The organism is Streptococcus parasanguinis, from assembly GCF_040908565.1.
Classification (GTDB): Bacteria; Bacillota; Bacilli; order Lactobacillales; family Streptococcaceae; genus Streptococcus; species Streptococcus parasanguinis_AC.
Map to the genome: position 1 here is coordinate 55,637 of NZ_JBDGEA010000003.1, position 23,816 is coordinate 79,452.

Here is a 23,816-nt window from a genome sequence, read left to right on the forward strand (position 1 = left end):
ACTCACGGTGGAAAGTTTCCAAGAGAACCTTGTTTCCCTCCTAAAAAAGCCCCTTACGGGGCTTCAGATAGGCTTTGTTTAATAGTGTTTGATTAAATCAACTGTAGAGCGATCCAATTTCTTAACCAATGCTTGCAAGAAGGCTTGCGCTTGCAAGAAATCATCCATGGCATAGAGGGTTTGATGAGAGTGGATGTAACGTGCACAGACACCAATGGTTGTTGATGGGACTCCACCGTTCTTCAAGTGTGCTGCACCTGCATCGGTACCACCTTTGGCACAATAGTATTGGAATTTAATGCCCGCTTCCTCAGCAGTTGTGAGTAAGAAGTCTTTCATATTTGGTAGCATGATGTGACCTGGATCGTAGAAGCGAAGCAGTGTTCCTTCACCAATCGCGCCCTGGTCCCCAAAAACATCCGCTGCTGGTGAACAGTCTACAGCAAGGAAGATTTCAGGATCAAATTTAGTAGTTGAGGTGTGGGCACCACGAAGTCCTACTTCTTCTTGAACGTTAGCCCCTACATAGAGTTCGTTGTTTAAGGCTTGTCCAGAAAGACTCTTGGCTAATTCGCTGACCATCAAGACGCCGTAGCGGTTATCCCATGCTTTAGAAATGACGTTTTTACCATTAGCAGTGAGAATTGCAGAGCTATCTGGGACCAAGGTATCTCCAGGACGGATGCCATAGCTCTCAGCTTCTGCTTTAGAACTAAAGCCTGCATCAAAGACGATGTCGCTAATGGCAGGTACGGTTGGCCCACCTGTACCACGTGTCAAATGTGGAGGAACAGATCCGGAAATAGCAGGGTATTCACGTCCATCACGTGTAAAGAGTTTGAAGCGTTGGCCGCTGACGACCATCGGATTCCAACCTCCGATTGGAACAACACGGAAAGTTCCGTCAGCTTTGATTTCGCTAATCATAAAACCAACTTCGTCCATGTGGGCAGCTACTAAGATACGAGGAGCGTCAGCAGCTGTTGAGTGTTTGACCCCAAAGATCCCACCGAGACCATCTGTCACGATTTCGTCCACATGAGGGGTCAATTGTTGGCGCAAATAATCCCGTACAGGACCTTCATGACCTGAGATGGCAGGGATTTCAGTTACTTCTTTGATTTTAGAAAATAAATCAGTCATAGGTTACCTTCTTTCTGATGCTATTTTATCACTTTTTCTACAAGGATGGTAGCGTTATTATAGAAATCGGTCTCGAAAAACTGAAGGAGGAGATCCAGCCTAGACCATTGTCCCTCTGCTTATTTTGTGTTACAATAGGCACTATGAAAGCTAAAAAAATTATTTTGTCTAGTCTGGCTGTAGCAAGTGCAGGAGCTCTTGCGGCCGGTGTTTATAAAATTGCCAAAGATCAAAAGCGTCTCCGTACTCAAGAAGAGTTAGTAGCAGAAGTACGGGAACAAATGGAAGCTATGGGGACGATTGCGACCTTGTATGTGGAACTCTACGAGTCTAGTGAAGAGCGTTTAGTAGGAGGCGTCATTTTTGAAGATGAGCGCCATTACCGCTTTGTCTATGAGGATGGTCTTTTGCAGTACGAAGAGGAAAAACTATGATTACACCAAATTCTCTAGAAGAAATTGCTTCTTATGTAGAGCAAGAGGGCAAGAAAGTCTTTGTCTTTTCAGCCGACTGGTGTGGGGATTGTCGTTATCTCAAGCCTTTTTTGCCGGAGATTGAGGCTGAAAATCCCGAATTTACCTTTATCTTAATTGACCGAGATGCCTATATGGATCTGGCGAAAGTCTGGGATGTTTATGGGATCCCTAGTTTGGTGGTACTTGAAAAGGATAAGGAAATCGGACGGTTTGTCAATCGGGATCGGAAAACTAAAGCCCAGATTACAGCATTCTTAGCAGGATTAAAATAGGAGAAGAACATGATTGTAACATACAACAAAGAACAAGTCGGCGATGTATTGATGCTGACCTTGAAAAATAGTGGAGAAGCAAAGCTCGCGGTGGAGAGAAAAGGAAAAGTAGCTCGCGTTTACCGTGAGGACAACCAAGATACCGTTGCCTGGAATATTTTTGACGCCTCATCTTTCTTCGCCATCGAAGGCAATGGCCAAGTCTTTTTGACAGATGAGCAAGTGGATCGTTTGAACCAAGAATTGGAAAGAGAAGGTTTTTCAGAACGCTTGGTCAATGATCGGGAACCAAAATTTGTGGTGGGAGAAATCCTTGAAATGGTGGCCCATCCAGATAGTGACCACTTGAATATCTGCCAAGTAGCAGTTGGGGCAGATAAGACGGTTCAGATCGTAGCAGGGGCTCCAAATGCGCGGGTGGGTCTCAAGACCATTGTTGCTCTTCCAGGTGCCATGATGCCGGATGGCAGCTTGATTTTCCCAGGAGCTCTTCGTGGAGAAAAAAGCTATGGCATGATGTGCAGTCCTCGCGAATTGCACTTGCCAAATGCTCCTCAAAAACGAGGCATTATTGAATTGGATGACGCAGAAGTAGCAGGAACACCATTTGATCCTGCTCGTCACTGGCATGAATAAGGAAAGAATCTAGGATGTTTTGAATCCTAGATTCAGATTGAAGACAAAGCCATATAAAAAACTTTCCTTAGGTGAGTACGGACGTCAGCGAACTTCTTCGAAGTTCCAAGACTTAGTTTTGAGCCTAGGGTCTCAAAACTCCCGAGTGCCTGAAACGTTATTGTTTCAGGCACTTTTCTCACAGCGGAAAGTTTCGGTATTTTCTTGAATCGATTTAAAAATTGGAACTAATTTTTATTTTTTTGCAAAATCGCTTAACTTATTTTACTTTAAAGTAGTTTGTCTACATTCTAAATCTAGGATTTTTTGAATCCTAGATTTTTTTGATTTTGGTTTGCCACCTCCATTTTTTGAAATTTTTTCGAATAAATAGATAGGAGGTAAATGATGTATAATAAAGTTATTTTAATCGGTCGCCTAGTAGCGGCTCCAGAATTGCATAAAACCAGCACAGACAAATCCGTTGCCCGAGTGACCGTTGCGGTCAATCGTCGCTACAAGGACCAAAACGGGGAGCGAGAGACTGATTTTGTCAATGTCGTTGTCTGGGGGAAATTGGCTGAAACCATGGCTAGTTATGCCAGTAAAGGGAGTTTGATCTCTTTGGATGGAGAGATTCGGACGCGCCGCTACGAGAAAAATGGCGTCATGCAGTATGTGACAGAGGTCCTTTGCCAAAGTTTTCAGTTGCTAGAGAGCCGGGCTCAGCGGGCTATGCGTGAAAATGGTGGAACAGGAGATTTGGCTGATATTATCTTAGAAGAGGAAGATCTTCCCTTTTAGAAGTAAAAAAGAAAGCTAGTTCGTCCATAGACTAGCTTTTTTGATACTTATGAGGGATTTTATTCGGGAATGACTCTTTTTAAAATGAATCAAATAAATGCATCTGTACAATAAAAACAAGCACTTTTCTTGAAAAAGTAGTAAAATAAAGTAATATATATTCAAAATTTTCAGAAAAGGAACGGAGTTTGAAGGGGAGAGAAGAAAGAAAAGAACTGTTAAAATGGCTGATAAAACGGGTTCTACTGGTGATTCCATTGACCTGCATCCTCTTGTGGATCTATGCCGTTTGTCAAACCAGTAGCATCAAGGATCAGACCAAGATCGGTGTCACCTATATGACCATGAACAATGAGTTCTATAAAAGTATTCATTCGGAAATAAGTCGAATTGCCGATGAGAAAGGGGCTCTTGTCTATGTCCGAGATCCAGAATTGGACGAAAAAAGGCAGAGCCAGCAGATCGATGATTTTTGCGCCCAAAAGGTAAATGTGATTGTGATTAATCCGGTCAAAGGGGATAGTCAGCCCATTTTAAGGGCTCTTAAAAAAGCTAGAAAACAAGGAATTAAGATCATTGCAGTTGATACCCAGCTCAAGCATTTTAAGCCGGATGCCAGCATTGTCTCTGATAACTACCAGGCAGGAGTCTTGATTGCGAAAGAGTTGATGAAACGCTCTTCAAATGCTCGGATCCTTCTCTTGGAGCACAAGGGGACGGTTTCAGCAGATACGCGGATTCAGGGATTTAAGGATACCATCAAAGGGCATGGGTCTTATGAGATCATCTCGGAACTAGAAACCAAGGGTCAGACGGAGATCGCCATGCCCGCTGTCCGTAAGTTCTTGCAGTCAGGGGTGGATGTCGATACACTAGTTGCCCTAAATGACCGCTCGGCTATAGGAGCTTTAGCGGCGATCAAGGAGCAAGGAATCACCCATCCTATTGCGATCTATGGGATTGATGGCTCACCAGATATGAAAGCCTTGCTGCACTCGACAGATGATGTCGTGGGAACCGTTGCCCAGTCTCCGTTGAAGATGGGAGATCGCGTGATGGAGGTCATCCAAGATATGACGGCTGGGAAGAGCTACCAAAAAGAAATAACCATTCCGGTTCAAATGATGACAAAGGAAAACATCGATCACTTTGATGTGAATGGGTGGCAGTAATGAGAAAATTTAGAGGTGTGAGATACAGTTTGGCCATCCTGATGGTCGTGAATTTTATCGCTGTTATGCTCAACAGTATCATCTATCTTCAAGCAACCAACTATATCATTGCCCAAAGGCAAGCTTCTCTATTAGTAGAACGCTTAGAGCGTATTCCTTTTGCGCCCTCTACAACTTTTTGGTTGTCTGCGCTCTTATTTGCTGGAATTGCCTTGATCTCCATGAGTCGTTACCGGTCTCAAACGAGTCGATGGTCCATTTTTGATAAGTGGAACATTCTGGAGATCCTCCTGATGTTGCTCTTGATGTGGGTCCAAAATGTAGCTTATAACGGGCTTATTCTATTGGTTTTTGCAGATATCTTCTATGGTTCCAAAGAGTTGAATACCAAGCGAGACCGCAAGTATTGGTTTGCGTTTATCCTAGTGAGTTTCTTGATGCTTCTTGTGACCAATTCAGACGTCTTTTCGCTTTTTCTTCCGATACCTTCTCTTGATGTCTATATTCATTTTTATCCTGCCTCCATTCGGATTCTGGCCTTTTTCTTGAAGAATTCCCTCTATGCCTTGAATATGGTACTCTTCATTATTTCGCTTTTGTTCTATATTATGAATGTTCTTGCGGAAAACCACGAAGTGGAAGAAGAGTTGGCCATGGTTTCGAAGGTCAATACAGAGTTGAACAACTATATGGCCTTGTCTGAGAAGATTGCAGAAGATCGGGAACGTAAGCGGATTGCTCGGGAAATTCACGATACCTTAGGGCACGCGCTAACAGGGATCTCGGCAGGCTTAGATGCTGTTGGGGTCTTGATTGATATCGATCCCAATCGGGCAAAAGAGCAGGTGAAAAGCGTATCAGAAGTTGTCCGTGAAGGAATCCAGGATGTGAGAGGCTCTCTCAACCGCCTCCGTCCAGGTGCCCTTGAGGGACGAACCCTCAAAGATGCTTTAGAAAAGATGATCCGCGAGTACCAGACGCTTTCCAACTTGCAGGTTGATTTACACTATGAATGGGTCGATGTCGATATGGACGTCATGATTGAAGATACGATCTTTCGTGTGATCCAAGAGTCTATGACCAATGCGGTTCGCCACGGTCATGCCAGTCAGATGAGCCTTCATTTTTTTGAGAATGAAGAAGATTACCTGATCGAGTTGCAGGACAATGGGGTTGGGTTTGAAACCTTGACCTACGGATATGGGCTCAAGCAGATGATGGAACGTATTTCCATCCTAGGAGGACAACTTCAATTTGAAAGCCGCGATGGATTTTTCACGCGCGTCAGTTTACCGAAATATAAAGAAGGGAGATAGAGATGGTGATAAAAGTAATGGTGGCAGATGACCAGGCCTTGATTCGAGAATCTCTGAAAATAATTTTGTCAGCCCACCCCGATATCGAAGTGGTGGCCACGGTGGAAGACGGGAACCACGTCTTGTCTAGCATTCCGCAGACACATCCTGACCTGATCTTAATGGATATTCGGATGCCAGGTATGGATGGGGTCTTGGCGACAAAAGAAGTCAAAGAGCACTATCCGGATATCAAAATTATTATTTTGACAACTTTTGATGATGATGAGTTTATCTATAGTGCGCTCAAGTATGGTGCTTCAGGCTATCTCTTAAAGGGAGCCTCGACAGACGAGCTTTATGAAGCGATTAAGGTGGTGTATCAGGGCGGAGCCATGATCAACCCGAATATCGCTAGTAAAGTCTTTCAAATTTTCTCACAAATGGCCAAATCCAACTTCTCTATTGCTGTGGATGAGGACAATGTCAAGGATTTGAGCACAACAGAATGGCGCATTATCCAAGAAGTTGGCTATGGGGAGTCCAATAAAGAAATTGCGGCCAAACTCTTCTTGTCAGAAGGAACCGTGCGCAATTACTTATCAACGATTTTGGCGAAATTAAACCTAAGAGATCGAACGCAATTAGCGATCTGGTCAGTCCAAACTGGAGTGACCAGACGTGATTTTTCTAAAGGAAATACAGAATGAAATTGAAGCGAAAGCATCTTTGTTGGGGGCTTGGTCTCCTTGTTGTGCTCTGTGCGAGCGTGGGTTTTTATTGGTGGAAACAGCAACCGACCGTGCTTCATATTGGCGTGTATGCAGGTTCTAGTTGGGATGTGCCGACCAGTCAACGTCCCCATGCCTTGGATCGTGCGATTGAAAAATTTGAAAAGTCTCATCCCCACGTTCGTGTGGAGTATGAAAATGGGATCCCGCAGTCAGATTATTCAGACTGGCTCTCTGAAAAGATTGTCTCAGGAAAGACGCCAGATGTGTTTATGGTCTCTGAGCAAGATCTTTCCTTATTAGCGGCGCGTGGGGTGCTAGAAAAGTTAAACGGCTATATGGATCGAAAAGACCAAGCTGCCTTTTATCCCGTTGCCTTTGAATCGGGTGTCTATCAGGGACAAACCTATGCCTTACCTTATGAAAGCAATCCGATTTTGATGTGTGTCAATAAAGATCTCTTGGATAAAGAAGGCATCGCGATTCCCAAAGAAGGTTGGACCCTTGAAGAGTTCTATACGATTTGCAAGAAACTAACCAAAGATACCAATGGGGATGGGCAATTGGACCAATTTGGGAGTACAGAATACACCTGGAAAGAAGCCTTGGCGGCAAATGGAGGTCATCTTTTCCAAGGAGGGATGCTCAAGCTGACAGCTCCAGAAGTCAAAGAGTCTTTGACTTTTCTTCAAAAATTGGAAGATCTAAATAAAAATTACAAGGTGAGCTCTAAAGATTTTGACCAGGGGAAAGTCGCCTTTTATCCCATGACCTTGGCCCAATATCGGACCTATAAACCGTATCCCTACCATGTTTCTAAATATTCAAACTTTACCTGGACCTGCATCCCGATGCCTGCTAAGTCAAAAACTACCAAGGCGACCTTAGTCACGACAACTTCTTTTGCTATGTCATCTCGAAGTTCTCATTCCAAGTTAGCTTGGGAGTTGATGCAAGTTTTGACAGAGGATCCAGAAATTCAACAAACCCTCTTTGCCCAATCCCAAGGGATCTCCGTCATGCCACAGGTCGTCAAGAGTCGCTCTAGTAAAGACCTCCTGCAGGTAGATGATTTTGGAACGGATTCCCTGACCAATCAGACCTTGAACCGCATCATGGAACAAGCTGTTGAAAGTAGTCCGAAAAATGTCTCAAAAGAGGTATTAGAAAAGCTGGACTACTTGATTGGCAATGCTTTGCGCGATCAAGATGTCGAGAACCGCTTGCCTCAAATTCAGAGGGAGATTGAAAGTAGTCTACAGGTAGGAGTTTAGAGTAAAATAAGATGGCATTTTGTCAAGTGACAGATGTCATTTTTTTATTGCTAAATGTCATATTGGGAATGTGACATTTGACAATGTAAAAGCGCTTTCAAATAGTCTACAATAGAGTCAAATAAAGGAGGCGTAGCAAAATGAAATACCTCATTTTGGTCAGTCATGGTGGACTGGCAGAAGGTCTAAAAACATCACTAGCCATGTTTGCTGGTGACAAGTTGGATCAGGTCATCGCAGTTGGACTCAAAGAAGGAAAATCAGTCGATGACTTCGCAGTTGATTTCAGAGAGAGCATTTCAGGATTGACAGCTGATGATTCTGTTTTGGTTTTGGCAGATATTGTAGGGGGTAGTCCATTAACCACTGCAGCCACGGTTCTAGAAGAAGCTGGAAAGCTCGATGGAGCCTTGATCCTTGGTGGGATGAACCTCACCATGGCCTTGACGGCAGTTGTGATGAAGGATGTGTTGGATGGAGACGATTTGTCAGCCACCATCTTATCAGAAGCACGATCTGCACTACAGCCTTTTGAAGTTTCAGCCACTAGTGCTGAAGAAGATGATGACGATATTTAATAGGGAGGTACCTTATGGTAGTAACATTTGTACGGATTGATGACCGCATGATTCACGGTCAAACAGTCACACGCTGGGCAAAGGAAAAACCATGTGATGGTTTGATTGCCGTAAACGATGCAGCAGCATCAAACAAGGTTTTGATTCAAGCTTACAAAGGCGCATCCGACAAGAAAACCTTTGTATGGACAAAGGAAGCCTTTAAAGAGAAATCAGCAAAAGTAACGGAATCAGATAGTCGTTATTTCTTGATCACCAAGAATCCCATCGATATGAAGGAAATTTTGGTCGACCAAGGCTTTGTCCCAGGTGATGTCAAAGAAATCATCGTTGGCCCTGCAAATGATCGTCCGGGTGCTGTAAAATTGGGAAATAACCAATCCATCACTCAGGAAGAAGCAGAAGCTTTCCAAGCTATTCAAGCAGCAGGCTACAAGGTGAAATTCCAGTTGTTGCCAGATGTTTCCATCGGTTATTGGGATGATTTCAAATCAAAATTTGGTTTTTAAACCCGACAGTCTTATCTGTTAGGTAAATAAATTTACAAACAAAAGGAGCGTTTGTTATGACAATTTCATGGATTCAAGCAATCTTGCTTGGTATTTTCGCCAGCTTGTCTTCAATGCCTGGTATGGGAGGTACCAGTATCGGGAACTATACACTCGGTCGTCCCTTGATCGGTGGGTTGATTTCAGGTTTAATTCTTGGAGATGTGACAACTGGTATTATGGTTGGGGTTGCCCTTCAAGTCGTTTATATCGCCTTGGTAACACCTGGTGGTACCGTATCTGCCGATGTGCGGGCTATCTCTTATATCGGAATTCCTCTTGCTATCTTGTTTGTGCATGCCAATAACATCACAGATGAAGCTGGAATCGCCGCAGCTGCAGCACCAATCGGTGCAGCCGTTGGGACCATCGGTACCGTTCTTTTCTACGGTACCGCTACTATGAACTTGGTATGGCAACATATTGGTTGGAAAGCCGTTGCAGAAGGAAACTTCAAAAAACTCTACGCAGTTGACTGGGTTTACCCTTGGATCTCTCACTTCCTCTTCTCTTTCCTTCCAACAATGATTATCACCAAATATGGTGAAAACATGGTTGATTTGATGAAACAATACCTTCCTATGGATGGTTACTGGATGAAAGCCCTCTTTACAGTCGGTGCTCTCCTCCCATGTGTCGGTATTGCCATCTTGTTGAAACAAATTGTTACAGAAGCAACTGACTTTATTCCATTCTTTGTTGGATTTACCTTGGCGAAATCTCTCGGTTTAAACTTGGTAGCTAGTGCCGTTGTTTCATTAATCTTTGCAGTAATCTACTATGAACTTGAAGTGATCAAATCGATGAAAGCTGCTCCAGCCGGAGTGGTGGACCTAGACGATGATGAGGAGGATATTTAAAATGGCTGATAGAAAGAAAATTTCAAAGAAAACATTAGCAAAAGCATTCCATCATTGGTATTATGGTCATTTGACTTGTTTCTCTCAAGAACATATGCAAACCTTCGGGTATTTGACTTCTATGCTTCCAATCGTAGAAGAAATGTATGACACCAAAGAAGAACAAAAAGATGCGATGCAAACCTATACGGCCTTCTTCAACACTGAACCACAACTTGGATCTCTTGTTGTAGGGATCACAGCTGGTTTGGAAGAAGCGCGTGCAAACGGAGATGCAGTAGATGGCGAAACCATCAACGGTATGCGTGCCGGTTTGATGGGACCAATCGCTGGTATTGGTGACTCATTGGTCGTTGGTACCTTGATTCCTGTTCTTTTAGGGATTGCCCTTGGCCTTTCTAAGGGTGGGAACATCGCTGGTGCTCTCTTCTACATCGTCGTATGGAACCTCTTGGTTTACTTTGGTATGCGCTTTGCCTTCTTCAAAGGTTACCAATTAGGGGATAAAGCCGTTGAATTCCTTGTAGGACCAAAAGGACAAGCTCTTCGTAAAGCGATCAGCGTTGTCGGTGGTATGGTTATCGGTGCCGTAGCAGCTACTTGGGTATCTGTTACAACAGCCCTTCAATTCAAGAATTCTGAAGGAAAAGTCTTCTTGAACATCCAAGAAAAGATCGATGGTGTTTATCCAGGTCTCTTGACAGCGGCCGTCATCACTCTTTGCTGGTGGTTGATGTCTAAGAAAAAAATTTCACCAAACAAAGTCATGTTGCTTCTCGTTGTAGTTGCTTTGATCGGTGTCGCTCTTGGTATCTTTGATCCACATCTTAAATACTAAGGTAAAGAAAAAACGAATTTGCTAGTAGGAGTTTTTGAGAATGAAGTGAATGGACCTCCTTTACTTACACTTCATTCTCAATTTTTATCAGGAGGAATCCCATGGTTACAAAACAAGAACTTGTCAATGGATATGAAACAGAAATCAAGTACCAACGTCACATGCTTGAAAACCTTGGTCGTTGGTTTAGCTTACTCTTTATCATTGCCAGTATTGGTGTGGTCTTGATCTATCTCTTTCACAAAAGTTTCCTCCCGCTCTTGATCCTCGGGATTTTACTAGCCTTGGTTGGAATTTTAGGCATGATTGTTTTTGGATATGGCATCTACCGCGGGCGGATCAATCTTCAAAAAGTGATCGATGATTTCAATCAAAAATTGACAATTTTAAATTGAAATTTTAGAAGCATCTCATTTATTTTTGAGGTGTTTTTTTCTTGACTATTTCTGACCAAGTGATACAATAGAAACATAAGTTGGCACTTGTGTATAGAGAGTGCTAAAAACACGTATGGAGGAATGAACATGTTAAAACCATTAGGAGACCGTGTTGTCTTAAAAGTAGAAGAAAAAGAACAGACTGTTGGAGGGTTTGTCCTCGCAGGTGCGAGCAAGGCCGATACAAAAACAGCTGAAGTAGTGGCCGTTGGTGAAGGTGTGCGTACCCTAAGTGGTGAACTCATCGCCCCAGCTGTAAAAGCAGGAGATCAAGTTTTGGTTGAAAGCCATGCAGGAATTGAAGTTAAAGATGGGGAAGAAACCTACACCATCGTTGGAACATCAAACATTCTTGCAATTGTAGAGTAAGAGAAGAAAGAGGTAAGAGAAATGGCAAAAGATATTAAATTTTCATCTGATGCACGTTCTGCAATGGTCCGTGGTGTCGATGTCTTAGCAGATACAGTGAAAGTTACGTTGGGCCCTAAAGGACGCAATGTGGTTCTTGAAAAATCATTTGGTTCTCCCTTGATCACAAATGATGGGGTGACCATCGCAAAAGAAATCGAATTAGAAGACCATTTTGAAAATATGGGTGCCAAATTGGTGTCAGAAGTGGCTTCTAAGACCAACGATATCGCAGGTGACGGTACAACAACTGCAACAGTCTTGACCCAAGCGATTGTGCGTGAAGGGATCAAAAACGTCACTGCAGGTGCTAATCCAATTGGCATCCGCCGTGGGATCGAGACCGCTGTTGTAACAGCAGTAGAAGCTTTGAAAAACAATGCGATTCCAGTATCAAGCAAGGAAGCCATTGCTCAAGTAGCTGCCGTGTCTTCTCGTTCTGAAAAAGTCGGTGAGTACATCTCTGAAGCCATGGAAAAAGTTGGCAAAGATGGGGTCATCACCATTGAAGAGTCTCGTGGAATGGAGACAGAACTAGAAGTTGTTGAAGGCATGCAGTTTGACCGTGGTTACCTTTCACAATACATGGTCACTGACAATGAAAAAATGGTAGCTGATCTTGAAAATCCATACATTTTGATCACTGATAAAAAGATCTCTAACATCCAAGAAATCTTGCCATTATTGGAAAGCATTCTTCAAAGCAACCGTCCACTCTTGATCATCGCAGATGATGTCGATGGCGAAGCTCTTCCAACACTTGTCTTGAACAAGATCCGTGGTACCTTTAATGTTGTAGCTGTTAAGGCACCAGGATTTGGAGATCGCCGCAAAGCCATGCTTGAAGATATTGCGATTCTCACAGGTGGTACAGTCATTACAGACGATCTTGGTTTGGAATTGAAAGATGCAACCATTGAAGCGCTTGGTCAAGCAGCTAAAGTTTCAGTCGATAAAGACAGTACCGTCATTGTCGAAGGTTCTGGTAACCCAGAAGCCATCGCTAACCGTGTTGCTGTTATCAAGTCACAAATCGAAACCACAACCTCTGAATTTGACCGTGAAAAATTACAAGAACGCCTAGCCAAATTGTCTGGTGGTGTTGCCGTGATCAAGGTTGGTGCTGCAACAGAAACAGAATTGAAAGAAATGAAACTCCGTATCGAAGATGCTCTTAATGCGACTCGTGCAGCCGTTGAAGAAGGGATCGTTGCCGGAGGTGGTACAGCTCTTGTCAATGTTATCTCTGCAGTCGCAGCCCTTGAATTGGAAGGAGATGAAGCGACCGGACGCAATATCGTTCTTCGTGCTTTGGAAGAGCCAGTGCGCCAAATTGCCCACAATGCCGGTTACGAAGGATCCATTGTGATTGATCGCTTGAAAAATGCCGAAGTCGGAACAGGTTTCAATGCTGCAACAGGTGAATGGGTGAATATGATTGATGCAGGAATCATCGACCCAGTGAAGGTGAGCCGTTCAGCCCTTCAAAACGCAGCTTCTGTTGCTAGCCTCATTTTAACAACTGAAGCAGTCGTAGCCAACAAACCAGAACCAGCAGCCCCAGCAGGACCAGGAATGGATCCAAGCATGATGGGTGGGATGATGTAACCTGATACCAATGATTGGTGCTAAAGCACCGAATCATTGGACGGTATCCGCTATGTTACGGTCTACCTAATCATCTTACTAGCTCAAAGGGAGGAAAATATCGTTCCTCCCTTTTCACGTCGTAACCTATGTAAAACAAAGAAGGCAAGATCGGCCTTCTTTATTTTCTGTCGTAACTGGTACACGATTGAGGTTTGCCTCTCATCATTTGACGCCAGCCGCTATGTTGCGGTCTACCTAATCATCTTACTAGCGTAAAGGGAGTGGAAGAATCTTTCTAATCTTCGCGACCAATCATAGGGTGAGTTAAATGATGCAGTAGCTGATTGCTCAAAGCACTGCTTTGAGGTGGCGGATAGGACTTGCGAAGCAAGTTCCCTAAATCTCCCTTCGCTTCTTAAACTCGGAAGAGCTCTAATCAGCCTTGCGGGGGCGAGACAACGAACGAGTTTTTTCATAAACTCGTTCTGTCCCGCTCCCTTTTTATCGTACTTTGGGAATTTCATTTGTTATGGAATAATATTTTTATTTTAAATTTTGTAACAGAAATGATAAATACTAGTTAAAGAGGACTTGTGTAAATACTTGGGAGTCAAGCGTTTGTGGTATTTTTTGGTGGAGAAGTATTTGCCAACAAATTGCAATACAAATTAACTGATTTTGTAATAATTCTAGTGTATACTATTAAGAGTAGATCACAGGTCTACATTGTTGCAAGGGGAGAACTTCCCACATACATGTCTATTGACAATAAAACTTGATCGTAATATCGCTGTTAGTAAAATGAGAGTTTGAACATAGTGTAGATTTTATCGACCTTTTTCATATTAAAAAATATTTTTCAAATTCCCCTTGCGCAAGCTCTTCCGGATTCCTCCGGGAGAGTTTTTTCTTGTTAAGGAGAAAAGATAGAATGCCTTTTGAGTCTACTTTGAAAGAGTGGCTCAGCAGCTATTATTTATGGTAAAATAGAACATATTCGTCGAGGGGAAGGAGTGAAGACTTTGTTGAAGATTTTTGTGTTAGAAGATGAGTGGATCCAGCAATCACGAATCGAATCGGTCTTGCAGGAACTTATCGCTCAGAAGTCCTTGCAATGCAAAGCGCCAGAAGTGTTTGGGAAATCAAGCCAGTTGCTAGATGCTATCACAGAGAGAGGCGCTCATCACCTATTCTTTTTAGATATCGAGATTAAAGGTGAGGAGAAAAAAGGTCTGGAGATTGCAAAAGAGATTCGTAAGAAAGACCCCCATGCGACCATTGTCTTTGTCACCACTCACTCTGAATTCATGCCCATTACCTTTCAGTACAAAGTAGCCGCCTTGGATTTTATCGATAAAACGCTGGGTGAGGAAGAGTTCAGAAAAAGAATCGACTCGGCCATTGACTATACCTTGGAGCAAGCTGGGACCACGATTGCGCAAGATGCTTTTACATTTGAGAGTGCGATGGCGCGTGTACAAGTTCCCTTTAATAAGATTTTGTATGTTGAAACGTCTCCAACTATTCACAAGGTCATTTTACATACCCAGGATGAGCGCTTGGAATTTTACGCTAGTATTGCCGATATCGAAAAAGCAGCTCCTCGCTTGTATCGGTGCCACCGCTCCTTTGTGGTGAATCCACAAAATATTACGAAGATTGATAAAGAAGACAAGAAAGCTTTTTTTGAAAATGGGGACAATTGCTTGATCTCACGGACCAAGTACAGAGGCTTACTGGAAGCTTTGAAAAAATAGAAGGGAGAAAGAATTGCTGTTAGATTTTCTCATATATTACTTAAAGTTCTTCGTCAGTATGCTGATCTATCGTCATATCAGTAGACAAGAGTTCGCTTGGCGCTGGCTCTTTTTGTGCCCCTTCTTCTTTGCAGTCGTCTTTACCCTTGTGCCACCGGTAGGCTTTTTTGGCTATTTCTTAGTATTTATTGCCTATAGTTTCTATCGAAATCGTAACATACGACACCTTTTGAACATTTTTTATGGGCTCTACCCGGTTGTCATGGAGAGTCTCATTGGGCGTCTCTTAGCCTTTTATGTCTTTCCAATGCTAGGGATTGTACTTGTTCATGAGGCATCTGTCAGCTGGTATGATGCTCTACTTGAATTGCTGGTCTTTCCTGTCTATTTAGGGCTCACTAGATTGTTAAAACTAGATTTTACAGATTTAAAAGTAGGGTTTCAACGGCAGTATTTTAATCGTTTCTTACTTCCAATGGATCTTTCTATGTTTGTGTATTTAGTCAGTGTTGTAGGTCTGGTGGTTTTTGAGGATGCTATTCCGCATGCAGATGCTTTACGGGAACATTTAAATAGTATTTATTTGATCTTATTTTTTATGATGCTCTTGTATTTCAATGCAGTGTCCAAAGAACGATTGAAACAAGAGATTCTAGAGCAAAAAGATAGGCAACTGCAGGAGTTAGCCACCTATAGTCAACACGTCGAAATGCTCTATGGGGAGATTCGTGCCTTTCGTCATGATTACCTGAATATTTTAACCAGTCTCAAGTTAAGTATTGAGCATGAAGATCTCAAGGGGATCAGGGAAGTCTATGAGAACGTTCTTCGAGAGAGTGGCCAACAATTTTACGATAGTAAGTTTGATATTGCCAAACTCAGTCACATTGAAAATCCAGCTGTAAAAAGTGTTCTGTCCGCAAAATTATTGGAGGCTCAAAATAAAGGGATTGGGATCTCTGTCGAGATCGATGAACCTGTTCGTGATTTATTCATCGAGGTTTTAGATTTCATCACCTTCTTATCCATCCTTTGTGACAATGCTATCGAAGCGAGTCTTGAATCAGATAACCCACAGCTGACTCTTGCCATGCTTCAGGAGGAAAACTCCCTCATCTTAATAGTTGAAAATAGTACAAAAGCTGAAAAAATCGATCTGGCGAGAATTTTTGAAAAGGACTACTCAAGTAAAGGAGATGGCCGCGGTCTTGGCTTGTACAAGATCCAACAATTACTGGAAAAATATCCCAAAACGACAGTGTCTACCAAGAGTTCAAACTACCGATTTACCCAGAGCTTGACCTTTTGGAAGGAATAATAGAAGAGAGAGTGGGACAGAAATCAGTCATTCGTTAGAATTCGATTTCGTCGTCCCACCTCCGCACAGTTGAGTAGGGCTGTAAAAGCTGATGAAATCAGCGTAGTAGAGCCCACTCAACCACTGCGCCTTGCTCGACAATCCAAAAATAATTGAGAGGCTAGGACTTTTGTCCCAGCCTCTTTTTTGACCATTCACGACGATTTTTTGACAGATTCTGACAGAGAGCCTCCAAGGCTTTCTCTTTGACGTATAATGGACACAAGATCAATAAGAAAAGAGGGATCCTATGTTTCAGGTAGCATCTATTACAAAATCGTTTAAGGAGAAAGCTGTATTAAAGGGGGTGTCTTTTTCGATAGAAGAAGGAGACAAAATTGCCTTGCTGGGAAATAATGGAGCAGGTAAAAGCACCCTCTTCAACATTATCGCAGGGCAGCTCCAGGCTGATTCGGGGACGATAAAGACTTCGCTTGATTTTCAAAGAGAAATTGGGATGATGCCTCAGGGGGATCTGCTCATCGAGGATCTAACCGTTGCTGAATTCGTCGAATTAAAAAGTCGGATGAATCAGCTGAAGCAGGCTGATATCAATGGACTCTTAGAGATGGTTGAATTGAGAGAATCTAGAGAGCAGATGGTGGGAAGTCTTTCTGGTGGTCAAAAGAGACGCTTGTCCTTGTTGCTAACTATTTTGAATCATCCAAAGTTGATTTTTTTAGATGAGCCAACGACTGGCATGGACTTGGAAGCAGTGGATAATTTTTGGAAATTGCTGGAGCAGCAAGAGTTTACATCTGTTGTGGTGACCCATGATTTTAACCAAATTGATGCCTTTTTTACAAAAGTCCTGATTTTAAAAGACGGTCGAATTGCTGCAACAAAGGCTGTTGAGGATATTCACCAGGCTGGTCAAACCATTGAGCAGTATTTCCGAGAAGAGATGAATAAAGGAGGGGAACAAGCATGAGAAAGATTCAATTAAAACAAGTTTTACGAAATAAACGCTTCGTATTATTCACCATTATTTTACCCATAGGCTGGTATATCTTCTTTTATCAGCTTCAAAAAGGGGTTTCACCAAGTATTTTATTAGGCATTGCCGTATTTATCGGGGTCATTGGCAATAGCCTTGCAACTTTTAGTAAGCGTATCGCCTCAGATATCGGGTTTTATTCTTTTGAATCCCGCTTTACAAGCTATAGTGTCAAGAACTATTTATGGGATCAAAGCATCGTACAACTGATTCTGAACAGCTTGATCTTTTTAGCGGTGCTAGTAGTTGCTGTCCTAGGTTTTCACTTTCCAGTGACGACTAGCCTGTTGGTACAATTTTTCCTCTTATCCTTGATGGGGATCTACTTTAGTGTGATTGGCTTTGTACTTGGGGTGAGGGTAGATGCCAAGACGATTGATACCATTGGCTTTCCAGTTATTATTTTAGCAGCCATGACCATTATTCCCTTTGATACGCTTGGCGCAAGTGGAGGATTTATGGACTTAGTTGGCAAGCTACAACGGGCTTTCCCAGGCTATTATTATACAAAGCTAATCCAAGATTTGACTGAGAAACAAACGATTGATGTCACCCAATTAGCGCTCTTTGTTGCCGTATTTGGATTGAATTTGCTATTTTTCTATCTGCTCGTACCCAAAGGGGAAATGGGGAACTAAGAACAGATAAAAAAGAGAGTGGGACAGAAATCGGTAATTCGTTAGAATTCGATTTCGTCGTCCCACCTCCGCACAGTTGAGTAGGGCTGTAAAAGCTGATGAAATCAGCGTAGTAGAGCCCACTCAACCACTGCGTCTTGCTCGACAATCCAAAGACAATTGAGAGGCTAGGACTTTTGTCCCAGCCTCTTTTTCTTTGCTATAAAACGGTTATTCGGTATTCGTCCATCAGGTATTTGGATAGGTTTTGCCAATCTTCTTCCTTAAATTTACAGAGATTGACGAAGAGTTTTACGGTATGGTGCTCTGTGTTAATGATGACATTCGATTTTGAGAGATTTTCTAGTGCTGTATTGTCTCTCAGTTGAAATTCGATGAAATAACTCTTACTATTTTGGTGATCCGGGTCACTGACGTCAACCACTTTATAGGCTGCAGTTACCAAATCATCCTTGGAGATAAAGATATCTTTTGTCAGGATCACTCCCTGATAAGCATGGATCCCATCAGAAGTCAGTTCAAAGGCGATCTGACGGCTGGTCAGTCTTTTGATACCAGCAATGGTTGCATAGATCGCAATTAGAAATAAAAGGATCTGAATGAGGGTGACGAAACTGACTTTGGGAATCCCCTCAAAACCTAGGAAAGATAAAAACGCTAAGTGGACAAAGAGCGCACAGGCAAAAGCCAGAGAGCCATATCCGATATATTTTGAATAATAGATTTTCATTTTGGACTCCTTACATTTAAGATGCAACGAAAACTTGGAATTTCAAGTACCCTTATCATAGCGGATTCAGGCAAGAACTGTCAAATGTTTGCTAGGGTTCAAAGGTGCTTTTTTATTTTAAATGGAATAACAATGATGCAGGATGTTCTAACTTCGTACGCTACATTATAGTATCTAAAAAAGTGAGCTAAATACTTTTGAGACAAGCAAAAAAGCCTTTTAAATCAAGGCTTTTTCCTGTTGATTTAGATGCCCCCTGCATGGATTTGGAAAGGATTTTCATATTGAGAGTAATTAAAAATATTGAAATATAAGTGATTTTAGGGAAGTACTTTTAGGTATTTCCAATGTCATGATTTAAAAATGGGGCAAAAGTGGGGCAAAAACGAATGACTCTCATTTGGTTTGAAAACCTATAATATCTAATGATTTTGCTATACTAGAAATATAGTGTTGTTATCAATAAATATCAGTGCGAGACTAATCGGAGGATAAAACGGAAAAACAAATTAATGAAAAAATTATCGAAATGGATAGGGAATATCCCTTTTTATTTTGCTTTAAATCAGATTTTTGGATGGAATAGTAGATGATAAGACAAAATATCTTTGAAGATACAAAAAGACAAACGCCAAAAATGACGTTTGTCTACGTTCTGAGGTAGCCTTTAGGCTCCCTTTTTTCTTAGAAAATACCGATGAGTAATTGCATGCCAAGACTAGTCAGGATGATAGCGATCCAGCAAAGGGCTCCAAGAAGAATGGATTTTCCACTGGATTTGATCATAGCAACGAGGTTAGTTTTGAGACCAATAGCACTCATAGCCATGATGATGAGGAATTTGGAGAGCTGTTTGAGAGGTGAAAAGAAGCTATTGCTAACACCAAAAGAAGTAAGGACGGTAGTTAGCAGAGAAGCTAGGATGAAGTAGAGAATGAAAACGGGGAAGATTTTTTTAAGCTTTACTCCTTGGTTGTTGTCTTGTTGACGGCTTTGCCAATAGGAGAGGAAGAGAGTAATAGGGATAATAGCTAAGGTACGAGTCAGTTTGACAATGGTTGCAGATTCTAGAGTATTGGTATGATACAGACTATCCCAGGCGCTAGCTGTGGCTGTTACAGAGGAAGTATCGTTGACCGCAGTACCCGCAAAGAGAGCAAAACCTTCGTTGGAGAGATGGAGCCAAGAACCTAGAGTTGGAAAGATAAGAGCTGCCAAGACATTGAAGAAAAAGATAACAGAAATGGCTTGGGCTACTTCTTTTTCCTTGGCGTGAATAACAGGAGCAGTCGCTGCAATGGCAGAACCGCCACAGATAGAAGAGCCTACCCCAATCAAGGTAGCTAGCTTTGTATCCATGTTAAAAAATCGTTGGAAAAAGAAAGCAATAATTAAAGCGATAGAAATAGTCGAAAGGATGACAGGGAGGGAAGATTTTCCAACTGCGAAAACTTGAGAGATATTGAGTCCAAAACCAAGTAAGATAACAGCATACTGAAGCAATTTTTTGGAGCTATAAGTCAAACCAGCATCCAGTTGTTTATAGGGAGTGAGAAAGGGGTAGAGAATCATTCCGATAAAAATGGCGAAAACAGGTGCTCCCACAACAGGCAGAAAGCCTCCTAAAACCCAAGAGATGATAGAAATGATCAGACAGACTAACAGTCCTGCCCAATTTTTTGATAGAAATGACATAAAAACCTCCGAAAATAAATACCCCTTATTATAATCTTATTTATCAGAAAAGTAAAATAGAAAATAGAAAGTAGGAATAAGGTAGTAAATTAACGGAATTTTGCGGTCAGAGAGCTTTTGTAGTTTAATAGATATATGTTCTTTGATCAATAAGGATGCAAATGTGGCATATGTTATTGAAAAAAATGAATTTGATGAGCCTGGACATGTGAAGTAATTATGTGAGATAAGAAAATAAATAAGAGAGTTGAAAATGTACTGCACCCCAAAAGTTAGACAGAAAAAATCTAACTTTTGGGATCAGTACATATCCTCGCTTTTTTTAATCTAATAGGTCCTTATTTTCAATTAAGAGTTCTAGTGGGGATTTATCTCTTGCTACAATAAAACCAGGTTCATATTGGTTATGAAATGTTCTTTTCTGAGAAGTTGGATCAATATACAACTCATCTCCATCTTCTGTGTATAGCTGTTTGCCTCTTGTTAGGTAAAGTAAATCCTCTAAGTACTGTCCATCAGTTTGTAGAAAATGTTCGATGTATTTGACAGCCTTTAAGATCTCACTTACTTTATCAGAGTATTCATTCGATTCAAGAACACTCTTTTCTAATTCAATCTCCTTACTTGTTCCAAAAAGTGTTGTAAATGAGATTCTAGGAATAGAGGTGGCGTAATATGGCAAGTGTTCGTTATCGAAAGCGAGGAGATAGTAACTTATGGACCTATGAAATTCGTAACGAAGGAAAAACTGTTGCTCATAATAGCGGTTTTAAAACAAAAAAACTTGCAGAGTCAGAAGCTGAGCCGATTCTGCAAGAACTTCGTTTAGGGAAAAGAATTTCTAGAGATATTTCTCTTGTCGATCTCTATCAAGAATGGCTTGAACTAAAAATTCTACCGAGTAGTAGGTCGGAAGAGACAAAGAAAAAATATCTTCTCCGTAAAAACACAATTGAAAGATTATTTGGAAATAAAAAAGTCACTCAAATTCGTGCGAGTGAATACCAAAGAATAATGAATAAGTATGGGCAAACAGTTGGTAGAAATTTTCTTGGTAGATTGAATACTGGAATTCATCAGAGCATCCAAATGGCAATTGCAGACAAAGTTCTAATAGATGATTTTACACAACATGTCGAGTTATTTTCATCCAAAGAACAACAGGTGACAGAAGAGAAATATTTACATACAGAAAAGGACTATCTGGATTTACTTTTAGCAGTAAAGAGAAAATTTGATTACCAACGTTCAATTGTTCCTTATATCGTCTATTTTCTATTAAAAACAGGCATGAGGTTTGGAGAGTTAATAGCGTTAACTTGGAATGATGTTGATTTTGACAGAGGACTACTAAAAACATATAGGAGGTTTAATACCCTTTCTCATAAATTTGTCCCTCCAAAAAACAAAACGTCTATTCGGATGGTACCGATAGATGAAGAATGCATTAAGATATTACAAGTCCTAAAAATTGAACAGGAGAAGGCTAATAAAGAGCTAGGAATCAAGAATAAGTATAAAATGATTTTTCAGCATTATGGATATATTCACTTGGTACCAGATATTGCAAGTGTCAATAAAGCTTTGAGTGTTCTTTTAAATGAATTAGATATTTATCCAATTATCACGACAAAAGGAGCACGTCATACCTATGGAAGCTACCTCTGGCACAAAGGTTTTGACCTTGGAGTTATTGCAAAAATTCTAGGGCATAGAGATATTTCAATGTTAGTAGAAGTATATGGACACACTTTAGAAGAGAAAATTTTTGAGGAATTTAATCAAATCAGAGATATCTGGAGAGATTGCTCATAAAAAAATGTGGGGCAAATGATGGGGCAAATGCTCTTAAGACAAGCAAAAAAGCCTTGGTTATCAAGGCTTTTACTGTTGAAGTTTGATGCCCCCTACAGGGCTCGAACCTGTGACCCATAGATTAAGAGTCTACTGCTCTACCAACTGAGCTAAGGAGGCAAATATAAAAAGCTGTATTGGTGCCGAAACTTCACGATTTGTATTGAACCCGCGCAATTAAGCAGGTGGGCAACTCGCTCTGACTTAGCTGCTTCCGCGTGAAACGGCCTGCATACTGCCAGAAGTCTTTTGTTTCCCTAATAATACAAAAAATAGTCGGTCAACACTTAAGTGTGAGTTCGTACACCACAGCGTTTCTATATGTATATGATACCACATTTTGGAAATATTTCAAGAAAAAATCTCATTTTTTTGAAACCGATGTCACTTTTTCTTGAATTGGTCAATCTTCTCCTTGGTAGCTCCGAGAGCACGTTCGTACTTGCCATTTTCATTGGGAATAAAGTAGGATGCGTGTTTGAGCTTGTCTGGCAGGTAGTCTTGATTGACCCAGTTGCCGGGGTAGTTGTGGGGATATTTATAGTTTTGTGCATTTCCCAGTTCCTTGCTTCCAGCATAATGACCATCGCGGAGGTGGCGAGGAATGGGAAGGTTGCCAGATGTCCTCAGATCAGACAGGGCCTTATCCATCGCAACGTAGGCTGAGTTGGACTTAGGCGAAAGGGCTAGATCGATGACAATGTTGGCGATGAGAATGCGTGCCTCAGGAAATCCGATACGCTCAGCTGCTTGCAACGCCGTCACGGTATGAATCTGCGCATCTGGATTGGCCAGGCCGATATCCTCATAAGCAATCACAGTCAAACGACGAGCTAGGCTGGGTAGGTCACCAGCTTCTATCAAGCGAGCAGCATAGTGGAGACTAGCATCGACATCGGATCCACGGATGGATTTTTGCAGGGCAGAGAGCACATCGTAGTGGCCGTCTCCATCTTTGTCCATGGTGATGTAGCTGCGCTGGAGGCTGTTTTCCATGATCTCTAACGAAATATGGCGGATGCCTTCTGCATTTTCAGAGGTCGACAGCACAGCCAGATCGAGAGAGTTAAAGGCGGAACGAAGATCTCCATTGGTCGAAGTAGCGATAAAATCCAAAGCGTCCTCATCGAGAATGACAGGAAAGTCAAAGCCACGATCGGGATCATCTAGCGCCGTTTTTAGAGCTTGCTTGACCTCCTCCGTCGTCAAAGGTTCCAGCTCAAAGATCTGTACGCGGCTACGAATAGCAGGTGTTACAGAGAAAAAGGGATTTTCAGTCGTTGCACCGATCATGATGACCAGACCGCTTTCGAGCAAAGGCAAAAGAAAATCTTGCTTGGTTTTATCAAGGCGATGGATCTCGTCTAAAAGCAGGACCAAGCCACCTGAAAACTTGGCTTCCTCTGCGATTTCTTGGAGGCGTTTTTTACTGTCAACCGTTGCATTAAAGGTCCGAAAGGCATACTTGGTCGTTCCTGCGATGGCAGAAGCAATACTGGTCTTTCCGATCCCCGGAGGTCCATAGAGAATCATGGAAGACAGACGATTGGCCTCGACCATGCGGCGGATGATTTTGCCTTCTCCGACCAGGTGTTGTTGACCAATGACTTGATCGATCGTCCGTGGGCGCATACGGAGTGCGAGATTGTCGGGCATTTCCTTCTCCTTTCTAGCTTTGTCTCCTTTCAAAGAGGCGTTTTTTATGGTAAGATTGTAGTAACTATTGTATCATATTCCGCTCTAAGAG

At 42.0% G+C, this 23,816-nt stretch carries 24 protein-coding genes, 1 tRNA gene, 1 other RNA gene and 1 pseudogene; 20 read left to right on the forward strand and 7 right to left on the reverse strand.

The genetic code is table 11. From position 1 onward, the window contains the following. Positions 1 to 78: 78 nt before the first annotated feature. Positions 79 to 1,143: a glutamyl aminopeptidase gene (gene pepA / locus AB5Y61_RS02270; protein ID WP_156672036.1), complete on the reverse strand. Its 1,065-nt coding sequence runs from the start codon at positions 1,141 to 1,143 to the stop codon at positions 79 to 81. A gap of 143 nt (positions 1,144 to 1,286) precedes the next feature. On the opposite strand from pepA, the gene AB5Y61_RS02275 reads away from it, so the two are divergent. From AB5Y61_RS02275 to AB5Y61_RS02365, 19 genes are all read left to right on the forward strand, one after another. Continuing rightward, entirely contained in the window at positions 1,287 to 1,577 is a 291-nt protein-coding gene (locus AB5Y61_RS02275) for a DUF4651 domain-containing protein (RefSeq protein WP_150905154.1), read from the forward strand. Next, positions 1,574 to 1,891 carry a thioredoxin family protein gene (locus AB5Y61_RS02280; protein WP_013904499.1) on the forward strand — a complete coding sequence of 106 codons (318 nt, stop codon included), beginning with the start codon at positions 1,574 to 1,576 and terminating at the stop codon, positions 1,889 to 1,891. Before AB5Y61_RS02275 ends, AB5Y61_RS02280 begins: the two co-directional genes overlap by 4 nt. Before the next feature lie 9 nt (positions 1,892 to 1,900). Beyond that, positions 1,901 to 2,527 (forward strand): YtpR family tRNA-binding protein, encoded by a 627-nt coding sequence (gene ytpR, locus AB5Y61_RS02285; protein ID WP_368402982.1) that lies wholly within the window; start codon positions 1,901 to 1,903, stop codon positions 2,525 to 2,527. Between the two features lie 387 nt (positions 2,528 to 2,914). Continuing rightward, on the forward strand, positions 2,915 to 3,310 hold the full coding sequence (locus AB5Y61_RS02290; RefSeq protein WP_003004675.1) for a single-stranded DNA-binding protein: 396 nt from the start codon (positions 2,915 to 2,917) through the stop codon (positions 3,308 to 3,310). Between the two features lie 188 nt (positions 3,311 to 3,498). Continuing rightward, positions 3,499 to 4,482 (forward strand): substrate-binding domain-containing protein, encoded by a 984-nt coding sequence (locus tag AB5Y61_RS02295; RefSeq protein WP_368402983.1) that lies wholly within the window; start codon positions 3,499 to 3,501, stop codon positions 4,480 to 4,482. Then, a complete protein-coding gene (locus AB5Y61_RS02300; RefSeq protein ID WP_368402985.1) occupies positions 4,482 to 5,798 on the forward strand; it encodes a sensor histidine kinase in 1,317 nt (438 codons plus the stop codon). Before AB5Y61_RS02295 ends, AB5Y61_RS02300 begins: the two co-directional genes overlap by 1 nt. Before the next feature lie 5 nt (positions 5,799 to 5,803). Further along, positions 5,804 to 6,487, forward strand: coding sequence for a response regulator transcription factor (locus AB5Y61_RS02305; RefSeq protein ID WP_049496902.1), 684 nt, complete (start codon positions 5,804 to 5,806; stop codon positions 6,485 to 6,487). Next, entirely contained in the window at positions 6,484 to 7,782 is a 1,299-nt protein-coding gene (locus AB5Y61_RS02310) for an ABC transporter substrate-binding protein (RefSeq protein WP_368402986.1), read from the forward strand. The genes AB5Y61_RS02305 and AB5Y61_RS02310 overlap by 4 nt, the downstream gene beginning before the upstream one ends. A gap of 140 nt (positions 7,783 to 7,922) precedes the next feature. Further along, complete coding sequence (locus AB5Y61_RS02315) at positions 7,923 to 8,360, forward strand: PTS sugar transporter subunit IIA (RefSeq protein ID WP_049499847.1); 438 nt, start codon at positions 7,923 to 7,925, stop codon at positions 8,358 to 8,360. Between the two features lie 14 nt (positions 8,361 to 8,374). Beyond that, positions 8,375 to 8,869, forward strand: coding sequence for a PTS system mannose/fructose/N-acetylgalactosamine-transporter subunit IIB (locus AB5Y61_RS02320; protein ID WP_000261775.1), 495 nt, complete (start codon positions 8,375 to 8,377; stop codon positions 8,867 to 8,869). Between the two features lie 56 nt (positions 8,870 to 8,925). Then, on the forward strand, positions 8,926 to 9,768 hold the full coding sequence (locus AB5Y61_RS02325) for a PTS mannose/fructose/sorbose/N-acetylgalactosamine transporter subunit IIC (RefSeq protein ID WP_049513889.1): 843 nt from the start codon (positions 8,926 to 8,928) through the stop codon (positions 9,766 to 9,768). Then, positions 9,752 to 10,606, forward strand: a complete 855-nt coding sequence (locus AB5Y61_RS02330) for a PTS system mannose/fructose/sorbose family transporter subunit IID (RefSeq protein WP_195423977.1) — start codon at positions 9,752 to 9,754, stop codon at positions 10,604 to 10,606. The genes AB5Y61_RS02325 and AB5Y61_RS02330 overlap by 17 nt, the downstream gene beginning before the upstream one ends. A 101-nt stretch (positions 10,607 to 10,707) precedes the next feature. After that, a complete protein-coding gene (locus AB5Y61_RS02335; protein WP_003004348.1) occupies positions 10,708 to 11,001 on the forward strand; it encodes a hypothetical protein in 294 nt (97 codons plus the stop codon). Between the two features lie 129 nt (positions 11,002 to 11,130). Beyond that, entirely contained in the window at positions 11,131 to 11,412 is a 282-nt protein-coding gene (groES, locus tag AB5Y61_RS02340) for a co-chaperone GroES (RefSeq protein WP_041818410.1), read from the forward strand. Between the two features lie 21 nt (positions 11,413 to 11,433). Then, complete coding sequence (gene groL, locus AB5Y61_RS02345; protein WP_070465259.1) at positions 11,434 to 13,059, forward strand: chaperonin GroEL; 1,626 nt, start codon at positions 11,434 to 11,436, stop codon at positions 13,057 to 13,059. Between the two features lie 1,004 nt (positions 13,060 to 14,063). Beyond that, a complete protein-coding gene (locus tag AB5Y61_RS02350; RefSeq protein WP_368402987.1) occupies positions 14,064 to 14,798 on the forward strand; it encodes a response regulator transcription factor in 735 nt (244 codons plus the stop codon). Positions 14,799 to 14,811: 13 nt separating this feature from the next. Then, positions 14,812 to 16,116: a sensor histidine kinase gene (locus tag AB5Y61_RS02355; protein WP_368402989.1), complete on the forward strand. Its 1,305-nt coding sequence runs from the start codon at positions 14,812 to 14,814 to the stop codon at positions 16,114 to 16,116. Between the two features lie 289 nt (positions 16,117 to 16,405). Beyond that, positions 16,406 to 17,086: an ABC transporter ATP-binding protein gene (locus AB5Y61_RS02360; RefSeq protein WP_014712801.1), complete on the forward strand. Its 681-nt coding sequence runs from the start codon at positions 16,406 to 16,408 to the stop codon at positions 17,084 to 17,086. Further along, positions 17,083 to 17,790, forward strand: coding sequence for an ABC transporter (locus AB5Y61_RS02365; RefSeq protein WP_070586326.1), 708 nt, complete (start codon positions 17,083 to 17,085; stop codon positions 17,788 to 17,790). Before AB5Y61_RS02360 ends, AB5Y61_RS02365 begins: the two co-directional genes overlap by 4 nt. A 199-nt stretch (positions 17,791 to 17,989) precedes the next feature. Here AB5Y61_RS02365 and AB5Y61_RS02370 read toward each other — a convergent pair whose 3' ends face one another. From AB5Y61_RS02370 to AB5Y61_RS02380, 3 genes and pseudogenes are all read right to left on the reverse strand, one after another. After that, complete coding sequence (locus AB5Y61_RS02370; RefSeq protein WP_368402990.1) at positions 17,990 to 18,520, reverse strand: hypothetical protein; 531 nt, start codon at positions 18,518 to 18,520, stop codon at positions 17,990 to 17,992. Between the two features lie 684 nt (positions 18,521 to 19,204). Then, entirely contained in the window at positions 19,205 to 20,215 is a 1,011-nt protein-coding gene (locus tag AB5Y61_RS02375; RefSeq protein ID WP_003009857.1) for a YeiH family protein, read from the reverse strand. Positions 20,216 to 20,537: 322 nt separating this feature from the next. Beyond that, positions 20,538 to 20,858 (reverse strand): annotated as a pseudogene (locus AB5Y61_RS02380) (XRE family transcriptional regulator); the annotation flags it as partial. Positions 20,859 to 20,890: 32 nt separating this feature from the next. Between AB5Y61_RS02380 and AB5Y61_RS02385 the strand changes: the two are divergent. Next, positions 20,891 to 22,030, forward strand: a complete 1,140-nt coding sequence (locus AB5Y61_RS02385) for a site-specific integrase (RefSeq protein WP_003014245.1) — start codon at positions 20,891 to 20,893, stop codon at positions 22,028 to 22,030. Positions 22,031 to 22,116: 86 nt separating this feature from the next. Here the strand turns inward: AB5Y61_RS02385 and AB5Y61_RS02390 are convergent. The 3 genes from AB5Y61_RS02390 to AB5Y61_RS02400 all read right to left on the reverse strand — a co-directional run bounded on the left by AB5Y61_RS02390 (position 22,117) and on the right by AB5Y61_RS02400 (position 23,725). Continuing rightward, positions 22,117 to 22,189 (reverse strand) — tRNA-Lys (locus tag AB5Y61_RS02390). 5 nt (positions 22,190 to 22,194) lie between these two features. Then, positions 22,195 to 22,387: non-coding RNA, 6S RNA (gene ssrS, locus AB5Y61_RS02395), on the reverse strand. 66 nt (positions 22,388 to 22,453) lie between these two features. Continuing rightward, entirely contained in the window at positions 22,454 to 23,725 is a 1,272-nt protein-coding gene (locus AB5Y61_RS02400; RefSeq protein ID WP_368402992.1) for a replication-associated recombination protein A, read from the reverse strand. Positions 23,726 to 23,816 lie beyond the last annotated feature (91 nt).